The 24706-nt window shown below is 35.9% G+C and carries 19 protein-coding genes; 8 read left to right on the top strand and 11 right to left on the bottom strand.

All coding sequences use genetic code 11. From position 1 onward, the window contains the following. Positions 1 to 2: 2 nt before the first annotated feature. Together lysA and GQN54_RS04195 are read right to left on the bottom strand one after the other, a co-directional pair. Complete coding sequence (gene lysA / locus GQN54_RS04200) at positions 3 to 1163, bottom strand: diaminopimelate decarboxylase (protein ID WP_160632258.1); 1161 nt, start codon at positions 1161 to 1163, stop codon at positions 3 to 5. A 3-nt stretch (positions 1164 to 1166) separates the two neighbouring features. Then, positions 1167 to 2477 (bottom strand): aspartate kinase, encoded by a 1311-nt coding sequence (locus tag GQN54_RS04195; protein ID WP_160632257.1) that lies wholly within the window; start codon positions 2475 to 2477, stop codon positions 1167 to 1169. A gap of 160 nt (positions 2478 to 2637) precedes the next feature. On the opposite strand from GQN54_RS04195, the gene gldF reads away from it, so the two are divergent. The 5 genes from gldF (at position 2638) to GQN54_RS04170 (ending at position 8366) form a co-directional block, all read left to right on the top strand. Next, entirely contained in the window at positions 2638 to 3369 is a 732-nt protein-coding gene (gene gldF / locus GQN54_RS04190; protein ID WP_160632256.1) for a gliding motility-associated ABC transporter permease subunit GldF, read from the top strand. A gap of 5 nt (positions 3370 to 3374) precedes the next feature. Beyond that, positions 3375 to 5135, top strand: a complete 1761-nt coding sequence (gene gldG, locus GQN54_RS04185; RefSeq protein ID WP_160632255.1) for a gliding motility-associated ABC transporter substrate-binding protein GldG — start codon at positions 3375 to 3377, stop codon at positions 5133 to 5135. 7 nt (positions 5136 to 5142) lie between these two features. Continuing rightward, positions 5143 to 6177, top strand: a complete 1035-nt coding sequence (locus GQN54_RS04180) for a hypothetical protein (protein ID WP_160632254.1) — start codon at positions 5143 to 5145, stop codon at positions 6175 to 6177. A 72-nt stretch (positions 6178 to 6249) separates the two neighbouring features. Then, complete coding sequence (gene dnaN / locus GQN54_RS04175; RefSeq protein ID WP_160632253.1) at positions 6250 to 7371, top strand: DNA polymerase III subunit beta; 1122 nt, start codon at positions 6250 to 6252, stop codon at positions 7369 to 7371. Positions 7372 to 7442: 71 nt separating this feature from the next. Beyond that, positions 7443 to 8366 (top strand): zinc-binding metallopeptidase family protein, encoded by a 924-nt coding sequence (locus GQN54_RS04170; protein WP_207554817.1) that lies wholly within the window; start codon positions 7443 to 7445, stop codon positions 8364 to 8366. Between the two features lie 57 nt (positions 8367 to 8423). Here GQN54_RS04170 and GQN54_RS04165 read toward each other — a convergent pair whose 3' ends face one another. Beyond that, positions 8424 to 9182 carry a DUF4412 domain-containing protein gene (locus GQN54_RS04165; protein ID WP_160632252.1) on the bottom strand — a complete coding sequence of 253 codons (759 nt, stop codon included), beginning with the start codon at positions 9180 to 9182 and terminating at the stop codon, positions 8424 to 8426. 69 nt (positions 9183 to 9251) lie between these two features. On the opposite strand from GQN54_RS04165, the gene GQN54_RS04160 reads away from it, so the two are divergent. Continuing rightward, complete coding sequence (locus tag GQN54_RS04160; RefSeq protein WP_160632251.1) at positions 9252 to 11153, top strand: RecQ family ATP-dependent DNA helicase; 1902 nt, start codon at positions 9252 to 9254, stop codon at positions 11151 to 11153. On the opposite strand, the gene ligA is transcribed toward GQN54_RS04160, so the two are convergent. After that, positions 11154 to 13172, bottom strand: coding sequence for an NAD-dependent DNA ligase LigA (ligA, locus tag GQN54_RS04155; RefSeq protein ID WP_160632250.1), 2019 nt, complete (start codon positions 13170 to 13172; stop codon positions 11154 to 11156). It abuts the gene before it with no gap. 72 nt (positions 13173 to 13244) lie between these two features. Here ligA and GQN54_RS04150 point away from each other — a divergent pair, with 72 nt between their 5' ends. Next, positions 13245 to 14639, top strand: a complete 1395-nt coding sequence (locus GQN54_RS04150; RefSeq protein ID WP_160632249.1) for a short-chain fatty acid transporter — start codon at positions 13245 to 13247, stop codon at positions 14637 to 14639. Between the two features lie 2 nt (positions 14640 to 14641). Here the strand turns inward: GQN54_RS04150 and GQN54_RS04145 are convergent, their stop codons facing one another. The 3 genes from GQN54_RS04145 to GQN54_RS04135 are packed head-to-tail and all read right to left on the bottom strand — an operon-like array spanning position 14642 to position 17837. Then, positions 14642 to 15778, bottom strand: a complete 1137-nt coding sequence (locus GQN54_RS04145) for an ABC transporter permease (protein WP_160632248.1) — start codon at positions 15776 to 15778, stop codon at positions 14642 to 14644. Beyond that, positions 15778 to 16884 carry a glycosyltransferase gene (locus GQN54_RS04140; RefSeq protein ID WP_160632247.1) on the bottom strand — a complete coding sequence of 369 codons (1107 nt, stop codon included), beginning with the start codon at positions 16882 to 16884 and terminating at the stop codon, positions 15778 to 15780. Before GQN54_RS04140 ends, GQN54_RS04145 begins: the two co-directional genes overlap by 1 nt. Next, complete coding sequence (locus tag GQN54_RS04135) at positions 16884 to 17837, bottom strand: lysylphosphatidylglycerol synthase domain-containing protein (RefSeq protein WP_207554816.1); 954 nt, start codon at positions 17835 to 17837, stop codon at positions 16884 to 16886. The genes GQN54_RS04140 and GQN54_RS04135 overlap by 1 nt, the downstream gene beginning before the upstream one ends. 11 nt (positions 17838 to 17848) lie before the next feature. Here GQN54_RS04135 and ruvC point away from each other — a divergent pair, with 11 nt between their 5' ends. Next, positions 17849 to 18406 (top strand): crossover junction endodeoxyribonuclease RuvC, encoded by a 558-nt coding sequence (ruvC, locus tag GQN54_RS04130; RefSeq protein ID WP_160632289.1) that lies wholly within the window; start codon positions 17849 to 17851, stop codon positions 18404 to 18406. Here the strand turns inward: ruvC and GQN54_RS04125 are convergent, their stop codons facing one another. The 4 genes from GQN54_RS04125 to GQN54_RS04110 all read right to left on the bottom strand — a co-directional run bounded on the left by GQN54_RS04125 (position 18407) and on the right by GQN54_RS04110 (position 24673). Continuing rightward, entirely contained in the window at positions 18407 to 18799 is a 393-nt protein-coding gene (locus GQN54_RS04125) for an HIT family protein (RefSeq protein WP_160632245.1), read from the bottom strand. It abuts the gene before it with no gap. A 2-nt stretch (positions 18800 to 18801) separates the two neighbouring features. Continuing rightward, entirely contained in the window at positions 18802 to 19275 is a 474-nt protein-coding gene (gene greA, locus GQN54_RS04120) for a transcription elongation factor GreA (protein ID WP_160632244.1), read from the bottom strand. 84 nt (positions 19276 to 19359) lie between these two features. Next, positions 19360 to 20436 carry a PorV/PorQ family protein gene (locus GQN54_RS04115; RefSeq protein ID WP_160632243.1) on the bottom strand — a complete coding sequence of 359 codons (1077 nt, stop codon included), beginning with the start codon at positions 20434 to 20436 and terminating at the stop codon, positions 19360 to 19362. 28 nt (positions 20437 to 20464) lie between these two features. Continuing rightward, a complete protein-coding gene (locus tag GQN54_RS04110; protein ID WP_160632242.1) occupies positions 20465 to 24673 on the bottom strand; it encodes a T9SS type A sorting domain-containing protein in 4209 nt (1402 codons plus the stop codon). Positions 24674 to 24706: the final 33 nt, after the last annotated feature.

The raw sequence follows: 24706 nt of genomic DNA, 5'->3' as shown, positions 1-24706 counted from the left end.
TATCATTTTAAATCACTGCTGTAAACAGCTATTGCTTTATCTCTCAAATTATAGGCAGAACTCATCACTTCACCATAAGCTCCAGCACTCCTAATCGCGATCAAATCATTCCTTTTAGTTAAAGGTAGCACCACGGCTTTTCCAAAACAGTCTGAGGATTCGCAAATTGGCCCTACCACATCATACTTCTCTGAAGATTGGGCGCCTGCTTGAGTTATGTTTTCAATTTTATGATAGGATTGATAAAGCGCTGGTCGAATCAACTCTGTCATTCCTGCATCTAGAATAGCAAAGTTGGTTTTCTGTCCATTCTTGATATAAAGCACTCTAGAAATCAAGGATCCGCACTGAGCTACAACTGCTCTACCCAACTCAAAATGCACTTGTTGACTCGGTTTAACTTCTAAAAAGTCAGCAAACAATTGAAAAAAGGCAGCAAAATCTGCAATGGGATTCTCATCCACATTTTCATAATCAATTCCAAAACCACCACCTACATTGATGTGCTCAACCAAAATTTGTTTGCTAATGAACCACTCCTGAATTTCATTTACCCGCAAACACAAACTTTTAAAAACATCTAGGTCTGTAATCTGAGAACCAATGTGAAAATGCAATCCAACTAGTTTTATGTGGTTACATTCCTCAAGGACTTTCAGCACTTCTTCGAATTCCCACGGATTGATTCCAAACTTATTTTCTTCAAGCCCTGTTGTAATGTAGTGATGCGTCTTTGCATTTACATTTGGATTTATTCGCAACGCAACTCTTGCCGTTTTATCTCTTTTTTCGGCCAACTCATTGATCACAATCAACTCTTGTAATGATTCGCAGTTGAAACTAAAAATATCGTAATCTAAACCAATGTTGATTTCTTTATCACTTTTACCCACACCTGCAAATGCAATGTTGTTGGATTCAAACCCAAGCTCTACGGCCTTCAACACTTCGTTTCCGCTGACACAGTCGGCTCCTAAACCGGCTTGCTTTACTAATTCTAGAATACGATTATTGGCATTCGCCTTCAGCGCATAATGCACATGAAATTGATGCTTATCAGATTCTGATTTTATTATTTTTAGCGTTTCCTTTAGTAAGGATTCATCATAATAGAAAAATGGTGTTTCTATCTCTTTAAATTTCTGTAAATCAAACTGCGCCATCCCTTAAAATAAATGATTATTAAGCGCTTGTAACGCATTTTTAGTTTCGCTTTTATTCACCAATACCGAAATATTATGGTTACTTCCTCCATAAGAAATCATTCGAATAGGCACCTCTTTTAGTGCTTCAAAAACAGTGTGTGCAATTCCTGTTTTAGGACTTGTAAAATCTCCTACGATACAAATAATACTCTGATCTTGATCTACCTCGACAGCTCCATAATGATTCAATTCAGAAATTATTTTTTCTAAATTTTTGGTATCATCTATCGTCACAGAGACTGCTACTTCAGAAGTAGTAATCATATCGATAGGTGTTTTATAACTCTCAAAAATCTCAAATACTTTTCTTAGAAATCCATACGCCAAAAGCATTCTTCCCGATTTGATATTGATAGCGGTAATTCCATCTTTAGCAGCTACTGCTTTTATGCCCGAACCCTTAGACTCTGAAGAAATTAAAGTACCAGTATTTTCTGGCTGCATGGTACTTTTTAGTCGTACTGGAATATTCGCCTCTTTAGCAGGACGAATACTGGAAGGGTGTAAAATTTTGGCTCCAAAATAAGCCAACTCTGCAGCCTCTTCAAATGACAAGTGCTCGATTGGACGTGTTTTGTCGACCACACGAGGGTCGTTGTTGTGCATACCATCAATGTCCGTCCATATTTGAACTTCACTTGCATTGGCTGCAACACCAATAATAGAGGCTGTATAATCGCTGCCACCCCTCTTTAAATTATCAATTTCACCATATGCATTTCTGCAAATAAAACCCTGTGTAATATAGCAAGTAGCTTCAGGGTATTGATTCAACTCCCGTTGTAAATTTTCTTTGATATAGTAATTGTCAGGCTCTTCTTCCTTATCGATTCTCATAAAATTAAGAGCTGGTAATAGCACCGATTTAACTCCTATTTCAAGTAAATATAGATGAAACAAGGCGGTGGATATTAATTCACCTTGAGCCAAAACAGCCTTTTCTTCAAAAATAGTGAAAGAGTCTAATGTAAATTGTTTCAAATATTCAAAGTGAGAATCAATAAGCTCCTCACCTTTCTGTTTATAATCTGGAGTAGAGAAAAGTTCTTCCACTGTGATTTTATACTTGGCTTTCAAGCCCAACAACAAATCATTCGCTACTTCACTATTCTTCTGGTGCAAATAATTAGCAAATTCTACTAAACTGTTGGTTGTCCCACTCATAGCCGACAGCACAACTATCTTGCTCTCAGGCTGGCTAACCAACTCTGCTACCATTTTCATTCGCTCAGCAGATCCAACTGAGGTGCCTCCAAATTTTAATACTTTCATGTTAGTTTTTATTGAACGGGCAAAGGTAATGTTCTCCTTACAAAAAGTATATTTTTTTAGGCAGGCAACGCTATACTATTATTAAGGTTCTTTAACGCATGAGAATTTTTAAAATAGTTATTTTTGATGCCTTTAATCAGATTGTAATCCTACTTTTTATATGATAAGCCTATTAAAGAAAGAGATACAGAGTTTTTTAGGTTCGCTTATTGGTTACATTGTTATCTTGGTTTTCCTGACGACAATTGGATTAATGATGTGGATTTTTCCAGGAAATAATAATGTATTGGATAGTGGTTATGCAAGTATTGATACCCTTTTTGCAGTTGCACCATGGGTGTTTATGTTTTTAATTCCTGCTATTACCATGCGCTCTTTTTCAGATGAGAAAAAGGCGGGAACCATTGAGTTTCTCTTAACTCGCCCATTGACAGATGTTCAAATTATTTTAGCTAAATATCTAGCAGGAGTTATATTAGTTGTCATTGCATTATTACCAACCCTAGTTTACTTTGGAAGCGTTTATTATTTAGGTAGTCCTTCTGGTAATATTGATTTAGGTGCCATGTGGGGATCTTACCTCGGTTTAATATTCTTAGCATCAGGCTTTGTTTCAATCGGGATATTTTCATCTTCTATCACTGAGAATCAGATTGTGTCTTTCATTATCGCGATTTTTTTATGTTTCTTCATTTTTATAGGATTTGACTTTATAAGTTCATTATCACTTTTAGGAAATATTGATCTATTCATTCTTAAACTTGGTATAAGTGAGCACTATAACTCAATGAGCAGAGGTGTAATTGATACAAGAGATGCCATCTATTTTGTAGGATTGATCGCATTATTTATAGTTCTAACAAAAACTGTTTTATCTAGTCGTAAATGGTAAGTAATATGTCTAAAAAAACGTCCAATAAAACAAGAAGTAACAAAGCGACAGATCTCACCAACTTATTGATGTGGATCGTCCTAATAGTACTCTTTAATTACATAGGATCATATTTTTTCTATCGCTTTGATTTAACGTCAGAGAAACGATACTCCATTTCGGAACCATCTAAAAAGTTGGTTCAAGAACTAGATGATATTGTATACTTTAAAGTTTATTTAGAAGGTGACTTCCCTGCAGGTTTCAAACGCCTTAGGGATGAAACCAAAGAAATGTTAGATGAGTTTAGAGCCTACTCTAATGATAAAATTGAATATCAATTTATTAACCCTTCTGACAATCCTGACGAAAAAGAAAGAGACAAAATTTACAAGCTGTTGTATGAAGTAGGCTTGAGACCTACAGATTTAGAAATAAAAGAAGAAAGTGGAATTTCAAACAAACTAATTTGGCCTGGTGCATTAGTTTCATACCGGGGTAAAGAAACGCCTCTGCAGTTGCTCAAGAGCTCAACAGGTGCAAGCCCCGAAGTGATGCTCAATCAATCAATCGAAGCGTTAGAATACGAAATAGCAGCGTCTATTAAAAAGATTATTGCGATAGAAAAACCCAATATAGCATTCATCGAAGGCCATGGAGAGCTTGATAAATATCATACAGCAGACATCACAAAAACGCTAGAGGACTACTATGACATTGAGCGAGTTAATTTAAAAGGGAATTTAAATGCTTTAAGTAGTAGGTATGGAGCTGATACAGTCAATATATTCATGATGAATACTTATGATTTGTTAATCATAGCTAAACCGGACTCAACCTTTTCGGAAAAAGATAAATACTTGATTGATCAGCACATCATGCATGGAGGAAAAGTGTTGTGGGTAATTGACCAAGTGAAAGCGGAGATGGATAGCTTAAATAGTAAAAACAATCATGTTTTTATGGCCTTAGGTAATAACCTCAATTTAGATGATCAGCTGTTTAAGTATGGAGTAAGAATTAACAAAGACCTTATCCAAGATATTCAATCGGCTCCAATCCCTGTTGTAACAGGAATGATAGGCAATCAAACTAAAACCGACTTGTTTCCTTGGAATTTTTTCCCCATGTTTCTGCAGCAAAACAGGCATCCTATAGCGAAAGGTCTGGATGCAATACGCGGGAAATTTGTAAGCTCTATCGACTTAGTTGGAAACCCGGATATTAAGAAAACCGTTTTATTGGAAACTTCTCCATACACTAAATTAGTAAAAGCGCCTACACGCGTAAGCCTAGACATGGTTAAGTTTGAACCTCAGAAAGAACAATACAATAGAAGAAATGTACCGGTAGCCGTTTTATTGGAAGGTGAGTTTGAGTCAGTGTTCAAAAACAGATTAACCTCTCGTATCGCAGACAATGAACTGATGAAATACAAGGAAAAAAGCGAACCTAATAAGATGATCGTTATTTCCGATGGCGATATGATTGAAAACTACGTCAAAGAAAGCACAAAAGAATATTATGCTTTAGGATATGATCGTTTTACTAAAAAGCTCTTCGCAAATAAAGACTTTATCCTAAACTGTGTCAACTATTTAATTGATGATTCAGGACTTATGCTAACCAATTCAAGAACTTTAACCATCCGATTACTGGACAAGGAAAAAATTAAGGGTGATCGTATGATATGGCAGGTTATTAATATCGCGGGTCCAATTATTTTAATCCTGCTAATGGGCGGTGTTATTTTCTTAATTAGAAAAAGGAAATACACCAATAACTGATTGAACTATGAAAAAAACGATTCTACTTTTAAGTGCTGTAATAGTATTAGCCGGAGTGGCTTACTACATTTCATTAAATGATAAGAAATCTACTATTCGAGAAGAATTTACCGACTTTGCAGTAAAAGATACAGCTGATGTTGTGAAATTTAGGATAACCTCCTTAAATGAATCAGCAACTTTAGCTAGAGAAGGCAATCATTGGAAGGTAAACAATAAGCATATTGCACGACCCGATGCGGTAAATCTTATTTTAAAAACATTTAATCAAATTGAAGTCTTGAATCCAGTATCTGATCTTGAGATGTCTGCCATCATCAAATACCTTAGTTCATCGGCTGTTAAAGTTGAAATTTTTACGAATAAGTCAGGTGACAAGCCAGTTAAAGTATGGTATGTAGGGATGGCAACGGAAAGTAATATGGGAACATATATGCTCTTAGAAAAAGGGGGGCAAAAATCAAGTAGACCAATGGTAACACACCTCCCTAGTAATTTTGGTTATTTATCTAGCCGCTTTTTTACGAAAGAAAGCTTATGGAGAAATCCTATAGCAATGCAAATGCCTGCAAAAGAAATCAAATCAATCATTATAGAGAGCCCTTCAAAAGAGCATCCTGAATATAAATTTGAACACTTTGGAGATAATCAATTCAAATACACCGACCTCCTAACAGGAGCTGAAGTTAAGTTATCTCCTGAAAAAGCAATTCCCTATTTTAAACGCGCCTCTTCATTAGCATACGAATACGAAGATATCAATACAGAAAAAGAGATCATAGACTCTATTTTTAATTCAACTCCTCAATACTTGCTAACTCTTGAGCGTATGAATGGGGAAATTCAAACCTTGAAAACGTTCTGGATGCCTGTGAAAAAAGACGCCAAAGACCTACAAGGAAGAGCCTTACAACACCACAACGAAAGAATGTACGCTCAAAGCTCTATAAATGAGGGTCGTGCACTAGTTGTTCAAAATTATTTATTTGACCAAATTCTTAAACCGTTTGACGGAGTCGACAGCTTAGCTGTTGATAAGTAATTGTAAGTTTTCGAGGTCAATTTTACTGAAACTTATAAATTTGTATCAAGTCAATAACTATAATTTATTTACATGAAATTTATTGTTTCCAGTTCGGCATTGCTAAAACAACTCCAGATTATATCAGGAGTATTGAATAGCAATAACTCATTGCCAATTTTAGATAACTTTTTATTTGAGATTAATGAAAATGAAATTACAATTTCTGCTTCTGATCTCGAAACTACTATGACTACCAAGTTAAAAGTAGAGGCAAAAGATAGCGGGCTTATTGCAATTCCAGCGAAATTACTTTTAGATACTTTAAAAGCATTTCCGGAGCAACCATTAACTTTTTCTATTGATGAAAAATCCTTTGCGATAGAAATTAGCTCTGACTTTGGTCGTTATAACTTAACTGGACAAGACGCAATTGAATTTCCAAAGACTCCATCTATTGAAGATCCATCAGTGATGAAGTTAGAGGCTTTCATGTTGGCGAGTGCTATTGAGAAAACAATCTTTGCTTCTGGAAATGATGAATTGAGACCTGTAATGTCAGGTGTCTTTTTCCAACTTTCAAAAGATGGAAGTATTTTCGTTGCCACTGATGCTCACAAACTAGTAAAATACTCAAGAACAGATGCCATTAGTGATAAAAATGCATCGTTCATTATGCCTAAGAAATCATTGAACTTGCTGAAAAACGTACTTGGTTCAATAAATGATGAAGTTACTGTAGAGTATAACGAAACAAATGCACTATTCTCTTTTGCAAGCACGCAATTAACCTGCCGATTGATAGATGGAAAATATCCAAATTACGAAGCCGTAATTCCAAAAGAAAACCCGAACAAATTAACAGTTGAGCGAACCACTTTCTTGAATGCCATCAAAAGGGTTTCCATCTTCTCTAGCAAAACCACTCACCAAGTAAGACTAAAAGTTACTGGCAGCGAATTGAATATTTCTGCTGAAGATGTAGATTTTGCGAATTCCGCTACAGAGCGATTGACATGTCAATACGAAGGTGAGGACATGGAAATTGGATTTAACTCAAGATTTTTGATGGAAATGTTGAACAACATGAGATCAGAGCAAGTTAATCTTGAGATGTCTGCACCAAATAGAGCAGGAATTTTAACTCCTGTAGAAAAAGAAGACGACAATGAAGACGTGTTAATGTTGGTGATGCCTGTAATGCTGAACAATTAAGAATATTTTTTTTCACAATAGTCCCGTTCTGAGGTTTAACTCAAAGTTCGGGACTTTTTTATTTTGTAAAAATGTATCAACTTCTAAAAGAAATGTGTTCTGTAAGAGCAGCCTCAGGTGACGAAGCGCCAATGAAAGAATTTCTATTAAATTATATTAAAGAAAATCAATCAAATTGGAGAGTTCAACCAAAAATAATTGAAGGAGAAGATTTTCAAGATTGTCTAATCTTAGTATTTGGTCAGCCTAAAACAGCTATCTATGCACACATCGACTCTATCGGATTTACAGTAGGGTACGATAACGAATTGATAAAAATTGGTGGTCCTCGAATAATCGCTGACACGATTTTAGTTGGTAGCGACAGTCAAGGTGAAATTGAGACAAAGCTAATCATTGAAGAAACCGAGGATGAAAAAACAATTCGGTGCGATTTTGATAGAACGATTGACAGAGGCACCAACCTGACATTTAAATGTAATTTTAGAGAGTCTGAAGAATATATAGAGACTTGTTATCTAGATAACCGATTAGGCGTTTGGAATGCTTTAAAAGTAGCAGAAACATTAGAAAATGGTGCCATAGTATTTAGCTGTTGGGAAGAAACTGGTGGAGGAAGTGTCGGCTATCTTGGAAAGTTTCTTTATGAAAATTTCAATGTGAGGCAAGCCTTGATCTCAGATATTACTTGGGTAACTGATGGGGTAAAACATGGAGAAGGAGTCGCAATTTCTTTAAGAGATTCCGGACTACCTAGAAAAAAATACCTCAATCGGATATTAAAAATCGCCAGAAACACAAATATTCATTTTCAATTGGAAGTAGAAAGTGCGGGTGGTAGTGATGGAAATGCTTTGCAACGCTCGTCTTATCCCATAGACTGGTGCTTTATTGGAGCACCTGAAGATGGGGTTCACAGTCCTGATGAAAAAGTGCACAAAAATGATATCTTATCAATGCATAAAATGTATAGTGTTTTGATGAAAGAGTTATAAAAATAAACGCCGTTCAATTGATTGAACGGCGTTCTTCTTATCTTTTATATTTATCGTTTACTCTCCCATCATCATATCACCCATTGACATCACGTTGTATTCTTTTGGTGAAAACTTAGTCGATTTATTAGGATTTACTTCAACCACTTCTAACATGCTCTTATTCCCATCTTCATCTATTGAAGTGGCTTCCATAATAGTACCTTCTGGCATATCGTTAAAACCAGTATCCTTTGTTTTAAACAATTGCTGAAAAGCATCTGAAAAATTCATTTTTAAATCGTTGGCTACCCAAAATTCTGAGCTCGAATCACTTGACTTTCCAACATACTTTGTGCATGTATAACCTTGAATCACTTTTGTTTGAGAAGTTTTGGTTATGGAGCCGTTTTCATTTTCAGATGTTTCCATCCCCATCATATTTACTCCATCTTTTGGCATCTTCATAGCCACCCCAGATCGCTCCCCAGACTTATCTTCCATCAAGGTAATCATAGCCTCTCCTTTAACATCCATCAGCATGGTCATTTTTTCCTTCACAGGTTTGCCATTTTCTTCTTGTAAAACAACTCCAAACTCTTCTCCATTTTCAGAAAAAAGCATTTCCATTTTACCTGTATTCTTCTTTGCACCCGAAGTAGTTACTTCAGAAGTGGAATACACGATGGATTTAGAAAAAACATAAGTGTCCTTATATTTTACATCTCCCATCATACTGCTCATCATACTTTTTAGTTGAGCTTCTGTCATTTCATTTTGACCAAAACTTAGCAAAGTCACTAAACTAGCTAAGCAAATTCCAATCATTTTTTTCATTTCAGTTCGTTTTAAGATTTGAGACTTCTAAATTAAAACTTTAGTTTTATATTCCACTAATTTTCAAACATGACCATCCATCAAATTCTTCTTAAATATTGGGGTTATAATAGCTTCCGCGAAAAGCAAGAAGACATTATTCTGTCTGCTATAGAAGGAAAAGATACGCTTGCGTTATTGCCTACGGGTGGAGGAAAGTCCATTTGCTTTCAAGTGCCTGCCTTGTATAAAGAAGGATTGTGCATTGTAGTTTCACCTTTGATTGCCTTGATGAAAGACCAAGTGGAGAATTTGAACAGCAGAGGAATCAAAGCCATAGCATTAACTTCAGGAATGCGTAAGAGAGAGATTGACATCGCTTTGGACAATATGGTTTATGGCGATTATAAATTTCTTTACGTTTCCCCTGAGCGTCTAGAAACTGAATTATTTCAAGAGAGGGTTAAGAAGATGACGGTTAATTTAATTGCCATTGATGAAGCCCACTGCATCTCACAATGGGGTTACGATTTTAGACCATCTTATTTAAAAATTGCTGCATTAAGAGATTTATTGCCTAATGTTCCAGTTTTAGCTTTAACTGCAACTGCTACACCTGAGGTGGTTGAAGATATCCAAAAACAATTGGGCTTCAAATCTAACCACCTGATTCAAAAAAGCTTTGAACGAAAAAATGTAGCTTATATCGTTCAGATGGAAGAAGACCAATACGGTCGTTTAAAGAAAGTTCTGGAAGGAGTAAAGGGAACAGGAATAGTATACGTCAATAGCAGAAAAAGGACACAAATGATTGCTCAATACCTACAGCGCAATGGCTATTCTTCTGATTACTATCATGCAGGCTTGAGTCATCATGAAAGAAATGTAAAGCAAGAACAGTGGATGCAAAACCAAACTAGAGTAATTGTGGCAACTAATGCTTTTGGAATGGGAATCGATAAACCTGATGTTCGATTTGTAGTGCATTTAGATTTACCTGAAACGTTGGAAGCCTATTTTCAAGAGGCTGGCAGAGGGGGTAGAGATGAAAAGAAAGCCTATGCTGTTTTACTAGTAAGACCAGCTATGACGGATGAACTCCAAAAAAGAATTGCCCAAAATTATCCTGAAATACCATTTATTAAGAATTGCTATCAAGCCTTAGCAAATTATTTGCAGATTCCGATAGGCTCGGGAGAAGGAATGTCTGTCCACTTTGATATTATCAACTTTAGTCATCGATTTAATTTTAGTCCTAGCGATGCTTATCACGCTTTAAAATTTCTAGAAAAAGAGGGATACCTCATTTTATCTGAAGGATTTCACTCCCCTTCTCAAATAATGATTTCCTTATCCAAGGAAGATTTGTATCAATTTCAAGTATCCAACATTAGTTATGATGGGTTTATTCGGATGTTGCTAAGAAGCTATGAAGGGCTTTTTGATGGATATGCTAAAATCAATGAATATGATATCGCTAAAAAAGTGAAAGCCCCAGTTCAAAAAGTATTTGAGGTATTAAAAAAGTTACATCAATTAGAAGTAATAGACTATATCGAACAGAGTAGTTTGCCTCAATTAACGTTATCAATGCCAAGATTAGAACAAGCGGGATTACGTATCTCAAACGAGAACTACACCAAATTAAAAGAGAATGCTTTTAAAAAGATGAAAGCAGTCATCCATTATATAAACACACACACAGAATGCAGATCTCAGATGCTATTATCCTATTTTGGAGAAAAAAAATCTCATCGCTGTGGTGTTTGTGATGTTTGCTTGGAGCAAAACAAATTGGACCTAAGCGAGCTTCAGACTAAAGAAATTACTGCTGAAATATTTAAAATTATTCAATCAGAAAAAATATCTATTGCTCATTTAGCTGATAAAATTAAGCGGTATAAAAAAGTTGATGTGATTAAAATTGCTCAATACTTAATTGACAATGAAGAACTGGAGGTGGATGAGAATGGTTTTCTTCAAAAGTCATAATTACCCCACCATCTCAATAAAATCATCTTCCGAAATAATTGTCACGCCCAACTTTTCCGCCTTTTCCTTTTTCGCTGGCCCCATTTTATCTCCGGCTATTAAATAATTCGTTTTAGCAGAAATTGAGCCTACATTTTTTCCTCCATGGTCTTCGATAGCTTGCTTTAAATCATCTCTAGAGAATTTTTCAAAAACCCCGGAAACGACAAAGGTCTGACCTTCTAATTTATTGGAAGCTTGGGTAGATTCAGTCTCCACTATTTCAAACTGAAGTCCCTTTTCTTTTAACTTTTTAATCAATTCACGATTCTTCTCTTCCGCAAAAAAGTGGTGAACACTCTCCGCTATTTTATCGCCAATTTCATCAATGGCAACCAACTCTTCTATGGTTGCATTTTGAATATTCTCAATATTCTTCAACCCTTTTGCTAACTTTTTGGCAACCGTTTCTCCCACAAATCGAATCCCGATAGCGAATAACACGCGTTCAAAAGGAATCTTTTTAGAAGCTTCCACTCCATCCACTAAATTGTTCGCCGACTTTTCAGCCATTCGCTCTAATGGCAACAGCTGCTCTACCGTTAAATCATAAATATCACTGATGTTTTTAATCAAACCCGATTCATACAATTGCTGAATCGTTTCTTCCCCTAGACCATCGATGTCCATGGCTTTTCTAGAAATAAAATGCGCCATTTTCCCTTTAATCTGAGGCGGACAAGCCCACTCATTTGGGCAATAATGTTGCGCTCCCCCTTCCAAACGTCGAAGTTCGGTTCCACATTCAGGGCATGCTGTAATGTATTGATGTGGTTGGCTATCAGCAGGCCGTTGATCTATATCTACTCCCACTATTTTTGGAATAATTTCTCCACCTTTTTCTACTAAAACCATATCTCCTACACGCACATCTAGTTTCTCGATTTGGTCTGCATTGTGCAAAGAAGCCCGTTTTACCGTAGTTCCTGCCAACAATACCGGTGTTAAATTAGCAACTGGTGTAATAGCACCCGTCCTTCCAACTTGATAAGTAATCTCCTCCAATTTGGTTTTAGCTTGAGCCGTTTTGTATTTATATGCTATTGCCCAACGCGGACTTTTCGCAGTATATCCCAATTCTTCTTGCAAGTGATAATCATTCACTTTGATTACAATTCCATCAATTTCAAAATCTAACTGGTGTCTATTGTTTTCCCAATAATCAATAAATTCAAAAATCTCATCAATGGAATTGCACTTTGCAATCATGTTTTTTTCCTTCGGAGGCGCTTTAAATCCCCACTTCCTAGCGTTGTTTAAACTTTCAAAATGCGTTTCCATTGGCAAATTATCGCCCAACACATAATACAAATAACTGTCTAAAGTACGCTGAGCAACAACAGAAGAATCTTGCATTTTCAAAGTACCAGATGCCGCATTTCTAGGATTCGCCAAAGTAGCTTCTCCTGCTTCTTCTCGCTCCTCATTAATGCGTTGAAAAACTGAAAGTGGATAGAATATCTCCCCTCGAATTTCAAATTCCTTTGGATAATCTTCTCCTTGCAACTGCAATGGAATACTTCGAATTGTTTTTACGTTCGCAGTAATGTCATCTCCCTTGCTTCCGTCACCACGAGTAACTGCACGCTGCAACTTCCCATTTACATAAGTAATTCCAATAGCTACACCATCATATTTTAATTCACAAACATACTCAACTGCTCTGCCCGCTAACTTTTGAACCCGCTCATCAAAATCAGTCAAATCCTCACGATTGTAGCTATTGCCCAATGAAAGCATTGGATATTTATGAACAACCGTTTCAAACTTTTTCGTAATCTGTCCGCCTACCCTTTTTGTTGGAGAAAGCTCATCAGCATATTGAGGAAACGTCTCTTCCAATTCTTGCAACTCTTTCAAGAGCATATCAAAATCATAATCACTTATCGTTGGGCGATCTAACTGATAATAATTATAATTATGTTGATGCAGTACTTTAGTCAGTTCCGAAATTCTAGCTTGTGCTTCTTTTGCTTGCATGGAAAGTATATTTGAAACCACTAATTTATTCAATCCAAATTTTAGTCACTATCTTTATTCAAAATAATTCACATGCGTTTTACAGAAAAATACAGCCGATTTTTCAATTATTTTTTACCTGCACCTTTCACCATTGCAATTCTACTTTTTATAATCACCTATTTGATTGCCATTGTATTTACAACCCCTGCTGAATCAAGTAGGATTGAATATAGCCTAGAATTATTAAAATTTTTTGAATCCGGATTCTGGAACAACGGACTTTTGGTATTTGCCATTCAAATGATGCTCATTTTAGTCTTAGGACACACCTTAGCGCTTAGTCAACCTTTCGATCAATTCATTCATTTCTTTGTAAAATACTGCAACACTACAGCAAAAGCTGCACTTTTAGTAACGTTTTTCACCACTTTAATGGCGTTGTTTAATTGGGGCTTTGCACTCATCTTTGGCGCTATCTTCGCTCGGAAAGTTGGAGAATACGCCACTAAAAATAATATCTCAATTAACTACCCGCTGATTGGTGCTGCAGGCTATGTGGGTTTGATGGTATGGCACGGCGGGTTTTCAGGTTCTTCTCTAACCAAAGTTGCAGAAGTTGGGCATATCCAAGAATTAATGAAAGACATTCTTTCGCCAAATCAACTTTCAACATTACCAGACCAAATTAGCTTTAGTCAGACTGTATTTTCTGACATGAATATCTATGCCTCTATCGGTGTGTTGCTGCTTGTTCCAATAGGGATGTATTTCATTGGTAAGAAATCGAAGAAGAATAGGATTCCTGATATAGCAATTCAAAAGAACGAAGAAATTAGTAAAGAAAAAATAGAAGGAGCTGCTCGTTTTGACGAGTCCAAAATATTTGCAACGCTCATAGGTTGTATATTTATTTTCTATTCTATTTACAGTGCCATTTCAAACTTCTCAGAAACTAGTTGGGGATTTATAAATTTGAACTACATCAACTTTTTACTTTTTGGAATGTGTTTGCTTTTTCATCAAGGAATCAGCTCATTCTTGAAAGCTATAGACGAAGCCATTGGTGGTGCAGCAGCCATACTCATTCAATTTCCTGTGTACTTCGGCATTATGGGAATTATGAATAGCTCTGGATTGATCGACCAATTCTCTTCGTTTTTTATCTCCATCTCCAACCCCACCTCCTTTCCGATATTCACTTTTATTAGTGCAGGTATAGTAAACGTATTTGTTCCTAGTGGCGGTGGACAATGGGCGGTACAAGGTCCAATAATTATTCAGGCTGCACTTTCACTAGGTGTGGATCTTCCAAAAAGTATTTTGGCTTTGGCTTACGGAGATCAAATTACCAATATGTTACAGCCTTTTTGGGCGATACCCCTTTTAGGAATTACAGGATTAAAAGCCAAAGAGATTCTGCCATACACCCTAATGATGATGGTATTGGGATTGATCATTTACATTTCTGCCTTATTGATTTTCTAAGTTTAGGCCTTAGTATCAAGCGCATCGCGAAGGCCATTTCCCAAAAGAACAAATGCGAATACTAAAAAGAATATTGCAACTCCAGGTAGGATTGCCAGATAAGCATCTCCAGTAATGACATAACCTTTATGTTCACTTATCATTTTTCCCCAAGTTGCTTGAGGTGGTTGGGCTCCCAAACCTAGGAAACTCAATCCGGCTTCCACTAATATCGCAGAAGCAAAATTAGCAGCTGAAATCACGATTACTGGTCCTATTACATTAGGTAAGACATGCTTTTTAATAATCCTAGAATGGGTATATCCCAAAGCCTTTCCAGCCTCAATAAACTCCTTTTCTCTTAAACTGATTACCTGCCCTCTTACTACTCTAGCAACTTCAACCCACATGGTTAAACCTACGGCAACAAATACTTGCCAAAATCCTTTACCCAATGCCAAAGCAATAGCGATAACTAAGAGTAATGTAGGAATACTCCAAACCACATTTATCAACCAAACTAAAAGGTCATCGACTCTACCTCTATAATAACCTGCAATAGCTCCAACTACAATTCCTATAATTAATGAAATTAGAATTGAAATTGCGCCTACAGTAAAGGAAACCCATGTGCCGGCCATTAAACGACTCAATACATCACGTCCATATCGGTCTGTTCCTAACCAGAACGTAGTATTCGATATCAATTCCTTTTTTATTTGCTCCCGCAAATTAGAAGGATGTAGTTCTAATTGATTTGATGATACTAAATCATTGTAAGCATAGACTAAGAGTTCACCATTATTGACATCGTCTCCTGTATATCGCTCTACTAAAATTGAATCTGTTAATAATTCATATCTATAAATAGGAAATGATTGGGAAGTTTTCTCTCGTCCGTATAACCACTGACTCCATAATGATTGCTCAGACACCTCATTTGCTACTTGAAAAAATAGAACTTTAAATCCAGGCCTTTTGATGGACAATTCCAGATACTGATCGTTAGCCTTGGGAGTTTTATCTAATCGTATAAATGGCCCAGCTATGGCAACCATTAAATATATTAAAATCATAGTAAAGCCGGCCATCGCAATAGGATTTCTCCTCAACCGGTGGATTGATAACTTAAGCAATGATTTCGACTCCTGGTCCTTCATCAAATAGGATACGTTCTTTTTTTCCAACTAAATCGTCCGAACTGCGAACTAATGGCTACAAAAATAATGTAGAAAGGGTGAAGAATTTCAAGGATTACAAAATAGTTTAATAGATCCACTTGCTCTATAGTACGTAAATATTTCTTTAGCAATAAATAATCGACAACTCCTTTCAGTAGAATAGGAAATAACCAAGCTAGAAAATATTTCCCAAGTAATAATTGAACAAATCCATACACCACGAATACATTGGTGAAAAATACAAGTAGAGATACTAACCTTATTTCGTTATCCACATAATATTTTGATTTTGAAGCCCACCTACGTCTTTGATTGATAAAGTGAGCGAAAGTTGGTTCAGGTTGTGTTTCTACATAACTACCTTTACTATTCAAAAAATAAAATCCTCCAGGATAATACTTTAAGCAATATTGAAGTAAAAATATATCATCCCCACTTGGAGAAGGCAATGCTTTCATTTTTGAATTGACTTTAGTAAACAGTTGCTTTCGGAAGGCCATATTTGCAGCATTTAACATAATAGGCTTATTATTTTGAGCAGCAGCTATTGAACTAGCTATTAAACTTGAAAATTCTAACGCTTGAAGTTTCTCAAACCAATTACTGTATTTCATTCCTACAGTTGCACCGACAAGTTGTATTTTTTCATTTTCAAAAGGTACCGTCAGTTCATAAAGCCAACTATCATGTGCTGTACAGTCTGCATCAGTGGTCACAATGATTGAGGAATTAGACCTTGAAACACCAAACTCTAAAGCCGCTTTTTTCCCCTTCCCATTTAATAATTGATAATACTTAAATCTTGAGTCCAATTCCAATGTTTTAGCAATTGATTTATAGGTATGATCAGTAGAATCATCATCAATGAGCAATACTTCAAAGTTTAAATGGGTTTGATTTTGAAGTGACTTAATTAATTCCGGAAGGTGATGAGCTTCATTTCTAAATGGCACAATGACGGAAACCATTTCTGGTTTAATAAATGAATCGTGTTTATTGTTCTCCTGCTTGAGAACCAAATAGTTTTTAAGGGTATAGAAAACATACCAAAAAAGAATCACATAAAAGAATAGGATTCCGCTCATTATTTATCCCGATTAAATATGATGAGAGTTGTACCGATTAACGAAGGTAATACTAAATTTATACACCATACTAAGGCAGTTATTACTAGAATAATCTCTTCTGATTCAATAAAGGTTCCTAAAATCACTAAACTAATTGCACCTCTTAAAATAATATCGGAAACCGTAGAAGTAGGAACAATTGTAGTTATCAAATAAATTGTAGAAATTGAAGATATTACCAATATAAAAGAAGACTCGATAGGGAATGATATGATGATTAAATAATATTGAAGCATAAAAACACAGTATCGCAGTAATGCTAAAAAGAAAACTCGTTGAAGTACCTTTCTTTCAATTGATAGAAACCATCTAAATCGATCAGCAAAATAGGATAGAAATCGAAGACCAATTATTTGCGAAATTATCCATTTCATTCTAAAAAGAAGTAGTACAAAACCCAATGATATTATTAGTAAAATCAAATAGATTAAACTTACTTGATGGGTAGAAAGAATTTCTTGATCCAACCAATAGGCTAAACCAACCCCTCCAACCAACAAGGTAACGGCGGTTTGATATACGGAAGCTACGAAGCTAGCATGAATCGATTGCATTCGATTGGAAGGAGAGATAAATCTCAATCTACCTGCATAATCACCAATTCTATTTGGAGTTAGAAAACCGATTGATAAACCCATTAAAACCGATATTAGTTTTTTAGAGAAACTTAACGATTGAAATCTATCCACTAGAGCCCCCCATTTATAAGCCTCAAGAGACCAATTTACTAACATTAAAATAATACTAATAAGAATAAAGAATAGGTTGATAGAGGAGACTTCTAACTTGTTAAAGTCAATTGCTGACAATCTTTCAGATAGCTGAAAATAAATGACGCATGCGATGGTTAATCCGACCAAAGGAAAAATAGAGGGCAAACATATTTTATATAGCTTTGTTAATCGATACACCGAATACAAATATAGTGGAAGATAAGATTATTTTAGGGATAGACCCTGGTACAAATGTGATGGGCTATGGGATAATTCATATAAAAAATAACACCATTTCACTAGTTGCAATGGGCGTTATTCAATTGACTAAATTAGGAGATCAACAAGTACGTTTAAAAAGAATATTTGATCGTACCATTCACCTTATAGAAGAATTTAAGCCCGATGAAATGGCCATCGAAGCCCAATTCTTTGGAAAAAATGTCCAATCTATGTTAAAGTTAGGTCGTGCACAAGGAGTTGCCATTGCTGCTTCATTGTCACGAGAAATACCTGTTGAAGAGTATTTACCAAAAAAAGTGAAGAAATCAATTACTGGAAGAGGAGATGCCACCAAAGAACAAGTAGCAGCAATGCTTAAAAATCACGTACCTTATGAAATTGATCCCAAATTCTTAGATGCTACAGATGCATTAGCTGTAGCGGTTTGTCACTATTTTCAAGCAAAAAATCCAATTAAAAAAACGGGAGGTGGAGGTTCGGGTTGGGACGCATTCCTTCGTCAGAACCCTGACCGCATAGGATAGTTAAATAGACTGATTTATCAAGGAAGAGATAGCCATCATTTCATCTTGAGGTAAGTTTAATTTAGGAGCCGCAAAGTTAATATCACTTACCTTATTAATTGGTACCAAATGAATGTGAGTATGCGCCACTTCCAAACCTATAACTGCAACTCCAACTTTTTTGCAAGGAATGACTTTTTTTATAGCGATAGCTACGTCCTTTGCAAAGGCCCATAATTGAAGATAATCATCGCTTTCCATGTCAAAGATATAGTCTACCTCCTTCTTGGGAATAACTAAAGTATGTCCTTTAGCTAAAGGACTAATATCTAAAAAAGCCAAGTATCGCTCATTTTCAGCGATTTTATAACAAGGAATTTCTCCTGCCAATATCTTTGAAAAAATTGTACTCATCGTTATCTACTTATCTCAATTATTTCAAATTTCATCAATCCAGATGGAACTTGCACTTCTGCAATTTCACCAACCTTCTTACCTAACAACCCTTTACCAATTGGGGAATCAACGGAAATTTTCTTCTGTTTAATGTCAGCTTCCTTTTCGGAAACTAATGTATACTCCATCATTGCCTTATTGGCTACATTACGAATTTTTACCTTACATAATACTAATACCTTGGATGTGTCCAGTTGACTTTCATCAACAATTCTTGCATTACCGATTAAAGTTTCAAGTTTAGAAATCTTCATTTCTAATAGACCTTGAGCTTCCTTAGCTGCGTCATACTCGGCATTTTCAGATAAATCTCCTTTATCTCTTGCTTCCCCAATTTGTCGCGATATACTAGGACGCTCAACAGTTCTTAAGTGCTTTAACTCATCTTTCAACTTCTGCAATCCCTCTTCTGTAAAATAGCTAACGTTTGACATTTTTCTATGTGTTTATAAATTCAAAAAGAGAATCCCGAATAATCGAGATCCTCTTCAAAATTAAATATCTTTTTAAATAAAGTACTATAGTCCTAAACGAACTCCAATGGTATGTGTTCCGTCAAAACTTCTTGTAGCACGGTAAGAATAATCAAAACCAATCGTCGTTCCACCTTTACCTAACGGAACCTCAATTGACGCCCCACCTGCAGGTCCGATAAAAGCAGTACGAGTTAAGTCCTCATCTAAAGCTTCTTCCTCATATACATAACCACCTCTTATCATAAACATTTCTCTAAAAGCATATTCGACACCAATATTTATTTGGTCTCTTGTAAATGAATTAGAAGTAAAGTTTCCCGCAGCAGTAAGTCTATGCATAGAGGTTAATTTATCAGCTATAGTATCTACTCCCGATAAGAAAAAATCATAGGATAAACCAATCATAATTTGAGAAGGAATTTCGTAATCAGCAGACCTTTGATTTAAGGTTCTCTGAGTTTCATTCTCTGGTAAACTTGTTCTAATCGATAATCCGTTCCCTTGATATCTCATTGGGGGACCAACGTTTCTTAAAGTTATACCAAATTGAATTTGATCGTATTTACCGGTTACGTATTTAACACCTGCATCGATAGCAACACCCGTTGATTTAACGGTTGAAAGTGATTCGTTGATAACTTTTACTGTTAATCCTCCATAAATACTGTTGGAAAAGGTTTTAGAGTATGAAACTCCAATGTTTAAGTAAGAAGGACTAAATGTACCAACACCACCACTAGGTAGTTCTACTGTTGTAATATCATTATCTCCAAAGTTCATTGCTGCAACAGTCAATCCTAATACACCAGACTCACCAACCTTCTGTGCTAAACCAAAGGAATTGATTTTAATACCAGTTCCACTAAGATAATTTGTGTTTGCAAAAAGTATCTCAGTTCTATCTATTTGAGCCAGACCTGCAACATTCATACTAACTGCTTCAAGTCCTCTCATAGAAGTAGTGTTTGCTCCTCCAAAACCTGAACTTCTAGCCCATGGATTTATTAATAAATGGGGCGATCCTGCTTCACCTGCTCTATCTTCATTTCCTGCAACTGCAATTGCAGTTACAGAAAGGAATAGGAAAGTAAAGGAAAATATTTTAGTTAACTTTTTCATAAGTATATAAATAGAAGTCATTAATGTATTAGAAATTGTTTAAATCTATTGGTCGCATTACGCCAAACCATTTTATAATCTTTTCACCAACGCCTGGAACCTCCACATGAACAATATAAACTCCACTAGCAATGGAGATGTTTGCTGCATTCTTCAAATCCCAATCTACATATTGAACATCAGAACTAGATTTTGAATAAGATCGAATTAAAGTACCCGCTAGATTATAAATCTTAATGTTGGCAACATCCGGCAGATTTGTAATCTTCACTACATTATCCAATTGACCTCTTTCGTATGCAGAGTATGCATAATAAGGGTTAGGAACAACTCTAATTTCATTTAAAGCTTCTTCCACAGCAGACTTAACACCCTTAGTTACACCAAGGCCATAAGTATTAAACTCATATACAGGTCTTCCTTGGTTTCTTAAGTACTCATAATCATTTGGCAGTCCTTCTAGTGGAGTATAATAGTTCCCAAGTGGTCTGTTAACTTGAATTGTTACAGTCGCATCAGTTGCTAACAACTCTTGACCTTCTAGCAACATAGGAATAGCAACATAGTTACAACTAGCCCACGCTAAATTCTTGTCAAATGAACTATTGCCTTTAAGTACGTTCACAATTTTTTGACCCGCATCATAAGATGGATATCTATAATTTGGAGATACATTATACAACAACTCTTCAGGTCTAGTTTTTCTAAACACATACACGTAATGTTTTCCACCCCAAACTAGGTTCTCAGCAAACTGAATACCTGTTGTTTCAGTAGAAGTAGGGTTCCACAACATATCAGAACCATTATCTCTTCCATACCAGCTATCTTCACCAAAAGCCATATTCAAACGCTCACCGGTTTCTAAATCCACTGCATAACCAGGGAACCATCCCATTCCTGTTGAACTAATATAATTAGGATCTTCTGGATTTGAAGAAACAGGATCAGAAGGATTTGCAAAATTACCGTTCTTATCAACTGAAGGAGAGGCACGTAAAGCATGTCTTTCGGCACCACCTTGTGCCTTCTGAGCTTCCTCTTGTAATTCTATCACAGGACAACGAGTCCACTTAGATTTGTCTTTGGTTAGCACTATAGAAGTTGAGCTTAAGAATCTTATTTCATTATAATCCATTACACTTTGAGAAGTAGCAGCAGGAGCATTATAAACTATCCCATCTGTTGAATTTCCTTTTCTGTATTGAGTTAATGTATAAGGAGCAATTATTCCTCCTAAGATATTTTCATAATCCTCATTAGGATCGGCAAAATCATTTCCACTCGCATTGATAATTAATTTATCACTGAAGAACCTGTTAAATGCAGGGTCATCATCTGAAGCGGCAATTTGTCCTGATAAAATCCAATTGTAAAAATTATAACCGTCTTGATCGGCAATACCACCAAGCCAAGCTTTACTTGGATCATCATAAGTCAAACTCGCTCCAATATAACCATTGGCATTACTAGTAACTAAACTTCTATCTCCCGGTATTGAACCGTAGTAGGTAGAAACTGAAATACCCCATTCTGGAATAATTTGCTCATTATTAACAGACAAAGTATTATCAGAAGTGATAGAATCATTAAAATCATTAGCATTATAAATAATCCAAGACGATTGAGCTGTCACTACAGTATCTGTTGAGTTTGGTTTCTTCATTTTTAGGAAAAACTTCTGCTCAGTTACAGATAATGGATCTATTATTTTAACTTCAATTGGAGCCTTTCCGACTTTATAAGTTAAAGTATCAGGATAATCTCCATTCATAGTTGATCCAATTCTATCTAGTGTTGATTTGGTTAACTCAATCCCAAAATCTCCATTACCCGAACCTTGAAGTCTAGAAATTTGTACTAAATCTCCATAAGATGAATTAGCAACTGTACCGCCTAGCTCTGAAAATGGTTTATGCGGAATAGCAGATACAGCTTGTATAGAACCACCTCTTCCATTCTGTCTACTAGCTAAGTATGGCTTAGTTTGACCAGTATAATCTGCTCCAAAATAGTCACCAGGAGTAGGGGCTACATCTTGAGCATAAGGTTTGAACTGATTAAAACCATAAGCTATTGCTACGAAATAATAAGTTTTAAAATTAACAAGCCTATTATCACCACTTGCGAATAAGTCTGTAGTCACTCTAAAACTATGTTTAATTCCTTGATTCTCCCCAACTACCTCAACAGTAGGAACGTTAGCCTTTATTTCTTCGTTGTATTCAAAATTTACTATGGTTGTAATATCATCTTTAATATCAACTTGGTAAATTAACCTAGCCTTACTATCATCATTAATATCACCAACCGAAACATCAACATCTTTTAGCTGATAAATTTTATACCCTTGAAAACGATATTTGTTATCATAAAATAATTGTTGATCAATCATTTCCTGTGGAGTTACTATATTCGGATCTTCCTCTTCATATAACTCTTTGTAATTGTTAGATGTAACAGGATTTGTTAAATACAATAATATTTCTCTGTCTAATTCTTGAACAGAAACATCAGGTGCATCAGGGCCATTTAAAACTTTAAAGCAGTTATCAAATAAGATTTGTGCCTTGTCATCTGCATCAAAAAGCTTTTCTACTGAAGCTAATCTACCACCTGATAGAGCACGCGCATAAACTACTCCAACAGTAATGTCATTAACGTTACCTGGTTCTAATGTAAATGGACCAGCAGATTGCAAAAATCTTCTATCACCTACACCATTTGGTTGTCCACCATCAGCATTATTCTCAGTCCAGTTAGTATTTGAAACAGGAACACCGTTCGTACCCCACAATAATGGGTCAGAATCTCCGGGGAACATAAAGTCTGTAGGAATTCCTTCTACACCAGTTCCTCTGAAACCATTTCCACCATGACTCATACGCTGTCCATTCTTCCAAATACCTCTTAAATAGTTATAGTAATGAGCAGATGCTGAAGGATCCCCATTATCTGCAGTTCCAAGATTGTAGTAAACAAATCTTCTCATCCCGAAACGCTCATTATCTGGTATAGTATCAGGTTCAGCATCGTTTGGATTGTAATAACCCAAGCCATTTAATGCCTCTCCAGGTCCTGTTCCATAATTGTTATTAATCCCATCTAGATCTTGATATGGTCCTTCAAAATAATCAATCCCAATAGCGGGTGGATTTGCACCATAACCTTGCTGCCCGGCAGCAGTTTCATCATCTTCATCACCATTATAACAGTATCCTAAACCTCGGTTAACATCACATCCCACATAATCATCTGCAGAGTAACCTAGATCAGGATCAACCCAGCTACCAAAATAAGTATTTGTTAAAGTAAACGTTGATCTGTTAATCAATTCATAATTATAGAATGTCATTGAATTAATTTCATCATTGGTAGAGAAAGCAAACGCTTGCGCATGAATTTCCATACCAATTCCGGGAGCATTAGACTCTGTATGGATATTTCCCTTATCATTAAATACCCACCATATAGTGTAATCTCCGAATAAAGGTCGACTAGAAGTCAAGCTTCTACTAGATCTTTGTGCACGACAATCTACTTTACCTGTTAAATCATAATAAGGATAATCTCCTGCAACTTCAGGTTGATATCGTTTATCTCCATCTACGTCAACAAAAGGGGCTAATCTAATGGATTGAGAAAGACTTGGATCACCATTTCCAGGCCATAACTTTATCGGCTCTGGAATTGAGTATTGAGCAAAAGCTAAATCATCATTTAAGTCCGGTGAATTTACTGCTGCCCAGTAAGCTACAAACTCTCTAACAGAAGATTTTGTAAGGGTATCAAATTTATCATACTGATCACAAACCGCAGGAGAAATCTCAGCATTTCCTGTTGTATCCAATGGTCCGGTCCAAAAATCATTACCATTTCCAAAAGTTGAAACCGCAGCTTTCAATTGACCATTCACATCTGTCCCCCCAAGCCATAAACCACCAGAATATAAAGCATAGTTTCCTGATGACGCTGGCACTTCATATCCAGCAGCACCATTCGCCCTATTTTGCCAAAGCAAACCATTTGATAGAATTGGAGTAGTAACATTGTTATACTTTAGTGAAATAACCTTTTTAGAAGGTGTACAGTTGGCGGCCAAACCCGGATTCTGTCCAACACTTTGGTTATTGTTATTCGATTTTTGACCTTCAGGTTTATACTCCCTTGCAAAAGAGGAAGTAGAAACAAAGATCGCGAATAAACCTATTCCTATATTTTTAATAATTCTTTTCATAATTCGTATATTATTATCCAATTAGAAGTCCTT

The sequence above is a fragment of the Acidiluteibacter ferrifornacis genome, from assembly GCF_009909615.1.
Lineage (GTDB): Bacteria > Bacteroidota > Bacteroidia > Flavobacteriales_E > Vicingaceae > Acidiluteibacter > Acidiluteibacter ferrifornacis.
Note: the sequence above shows the minus strand (reverse complement) of the source record. Positions and strands in the feature narration are given on the sequence as shown.

Coding starts and splice junctions, on each gene's coding strand:
- GQN54_RS04145 (WP_160632248.1), bottom strand. CDS start 15,778: ATGAAGGACCAGGAGTCGAAATCATTGCTTAAGTTATCAATCCACCGG.
- gldG (WP_160632255.1), top strand. CDS start 3,375: ATGTCTAAAAAAACGTCCAATAAAACAAGAAGTAACAAAGCGACAGAT.
- GQN54_RS04125 (WP_160632245.1), bottom strand. CDS start 18,799: ATGAGTACAATTTTTTCAAAGATATTGGCAGGAGAAATTCCTTGTTAT.
- GQN54_RS04150 (WP_160632249.1), top strand. CDS start 13,245: ATGCGTTTTACAGAAAAATACAGCCGATTTTTCAATTATTTTTTACCT.
- ligA (WP_160632250.1), bottom strand. CDS start 13,172: ATGCAAGCAAAAGAAGCACAAGCTAGAATTTCGGAACTGACTAAAGTA.
- GQN54_RS04165 (WP_160632252.1), bottom strand. CDS start 9,182: ATGAAAAAAATGATTGGAATTTGCTTAGCTAGTTTAGTGACTTTGCTA.
- GQN54_RS04115 (WP_160632243.1), bottom strand. CDS start 20,436: ATGAAAAAGTTAACTAAAATATTTTCCTTTACTTTCCTATTCCTTTCT.
- GQN54_RS04195 (WP_160632257.1), bottom strand. CDS start 2,477: ATGAAAGTATTAAAATTTGGAGGCACCTCAGTTGGATCTGCTGAGCGA.
- GQN54_RS04140 (WP_160632247.1), bottom strand. CDS start 16,884: ATGAGCGGAATCCTATTCTTTTATGTGATTCTTTTTTGGTATGTTTTC.
- lysA (WP_160632258.1), bottom strand. CDS start 1,163: ATGGCGCAGTTTGATTTACAGAAATTTAAAGAGATAGAAACACCATTT.
- dnaN (WP_160632253.1), top strand. CDS start 6,250: ATGAAATTTATTGTTTCCAGTTCGGCATTGCTAAAACAACTCCAGATT.
- gldF (WP_160632256.1), top strand. CDS start 2,638: ATGATAAGCCTATTAAAGAAAGAGATACAGAGTTTTTTAGGTTCGCTT.
- GQN54_RS04160 (WP_160632251.1), top strand. CDS start 9,252: ATGACCATCCATCAAATTCTTCTTAAATATTGGGGTTATAATAGCTTC.
- GQN54_RS04110 (WP_160632242.1), bottom strand. CDS start 24,673: ATGAAAAGAATTATTAAAAATATAGGAATAGGTTTATTCGCGATCTTT.
- greA (WP_160632244.1), bottom strand. CDS start 19,275: ATGTCAAACGTTAGCTATTTTACAGAAGAGGGATTGCAGAAGTTGAAA.
- GQN54_RS04180 (WP_160632254.1), top strand. CDS start 5,143: ATGAAAAAAACGATTCTACTTTTAAGTGCTGTAATAGTATTAGCCGGA.
- GQN54_RS04170 (WP_207554817.1), top strand. CDS start 7,443: ATGTATCAACTTCTAAAAGAAATGTGTTCTGTAAGAGCAGCCTCAGGT.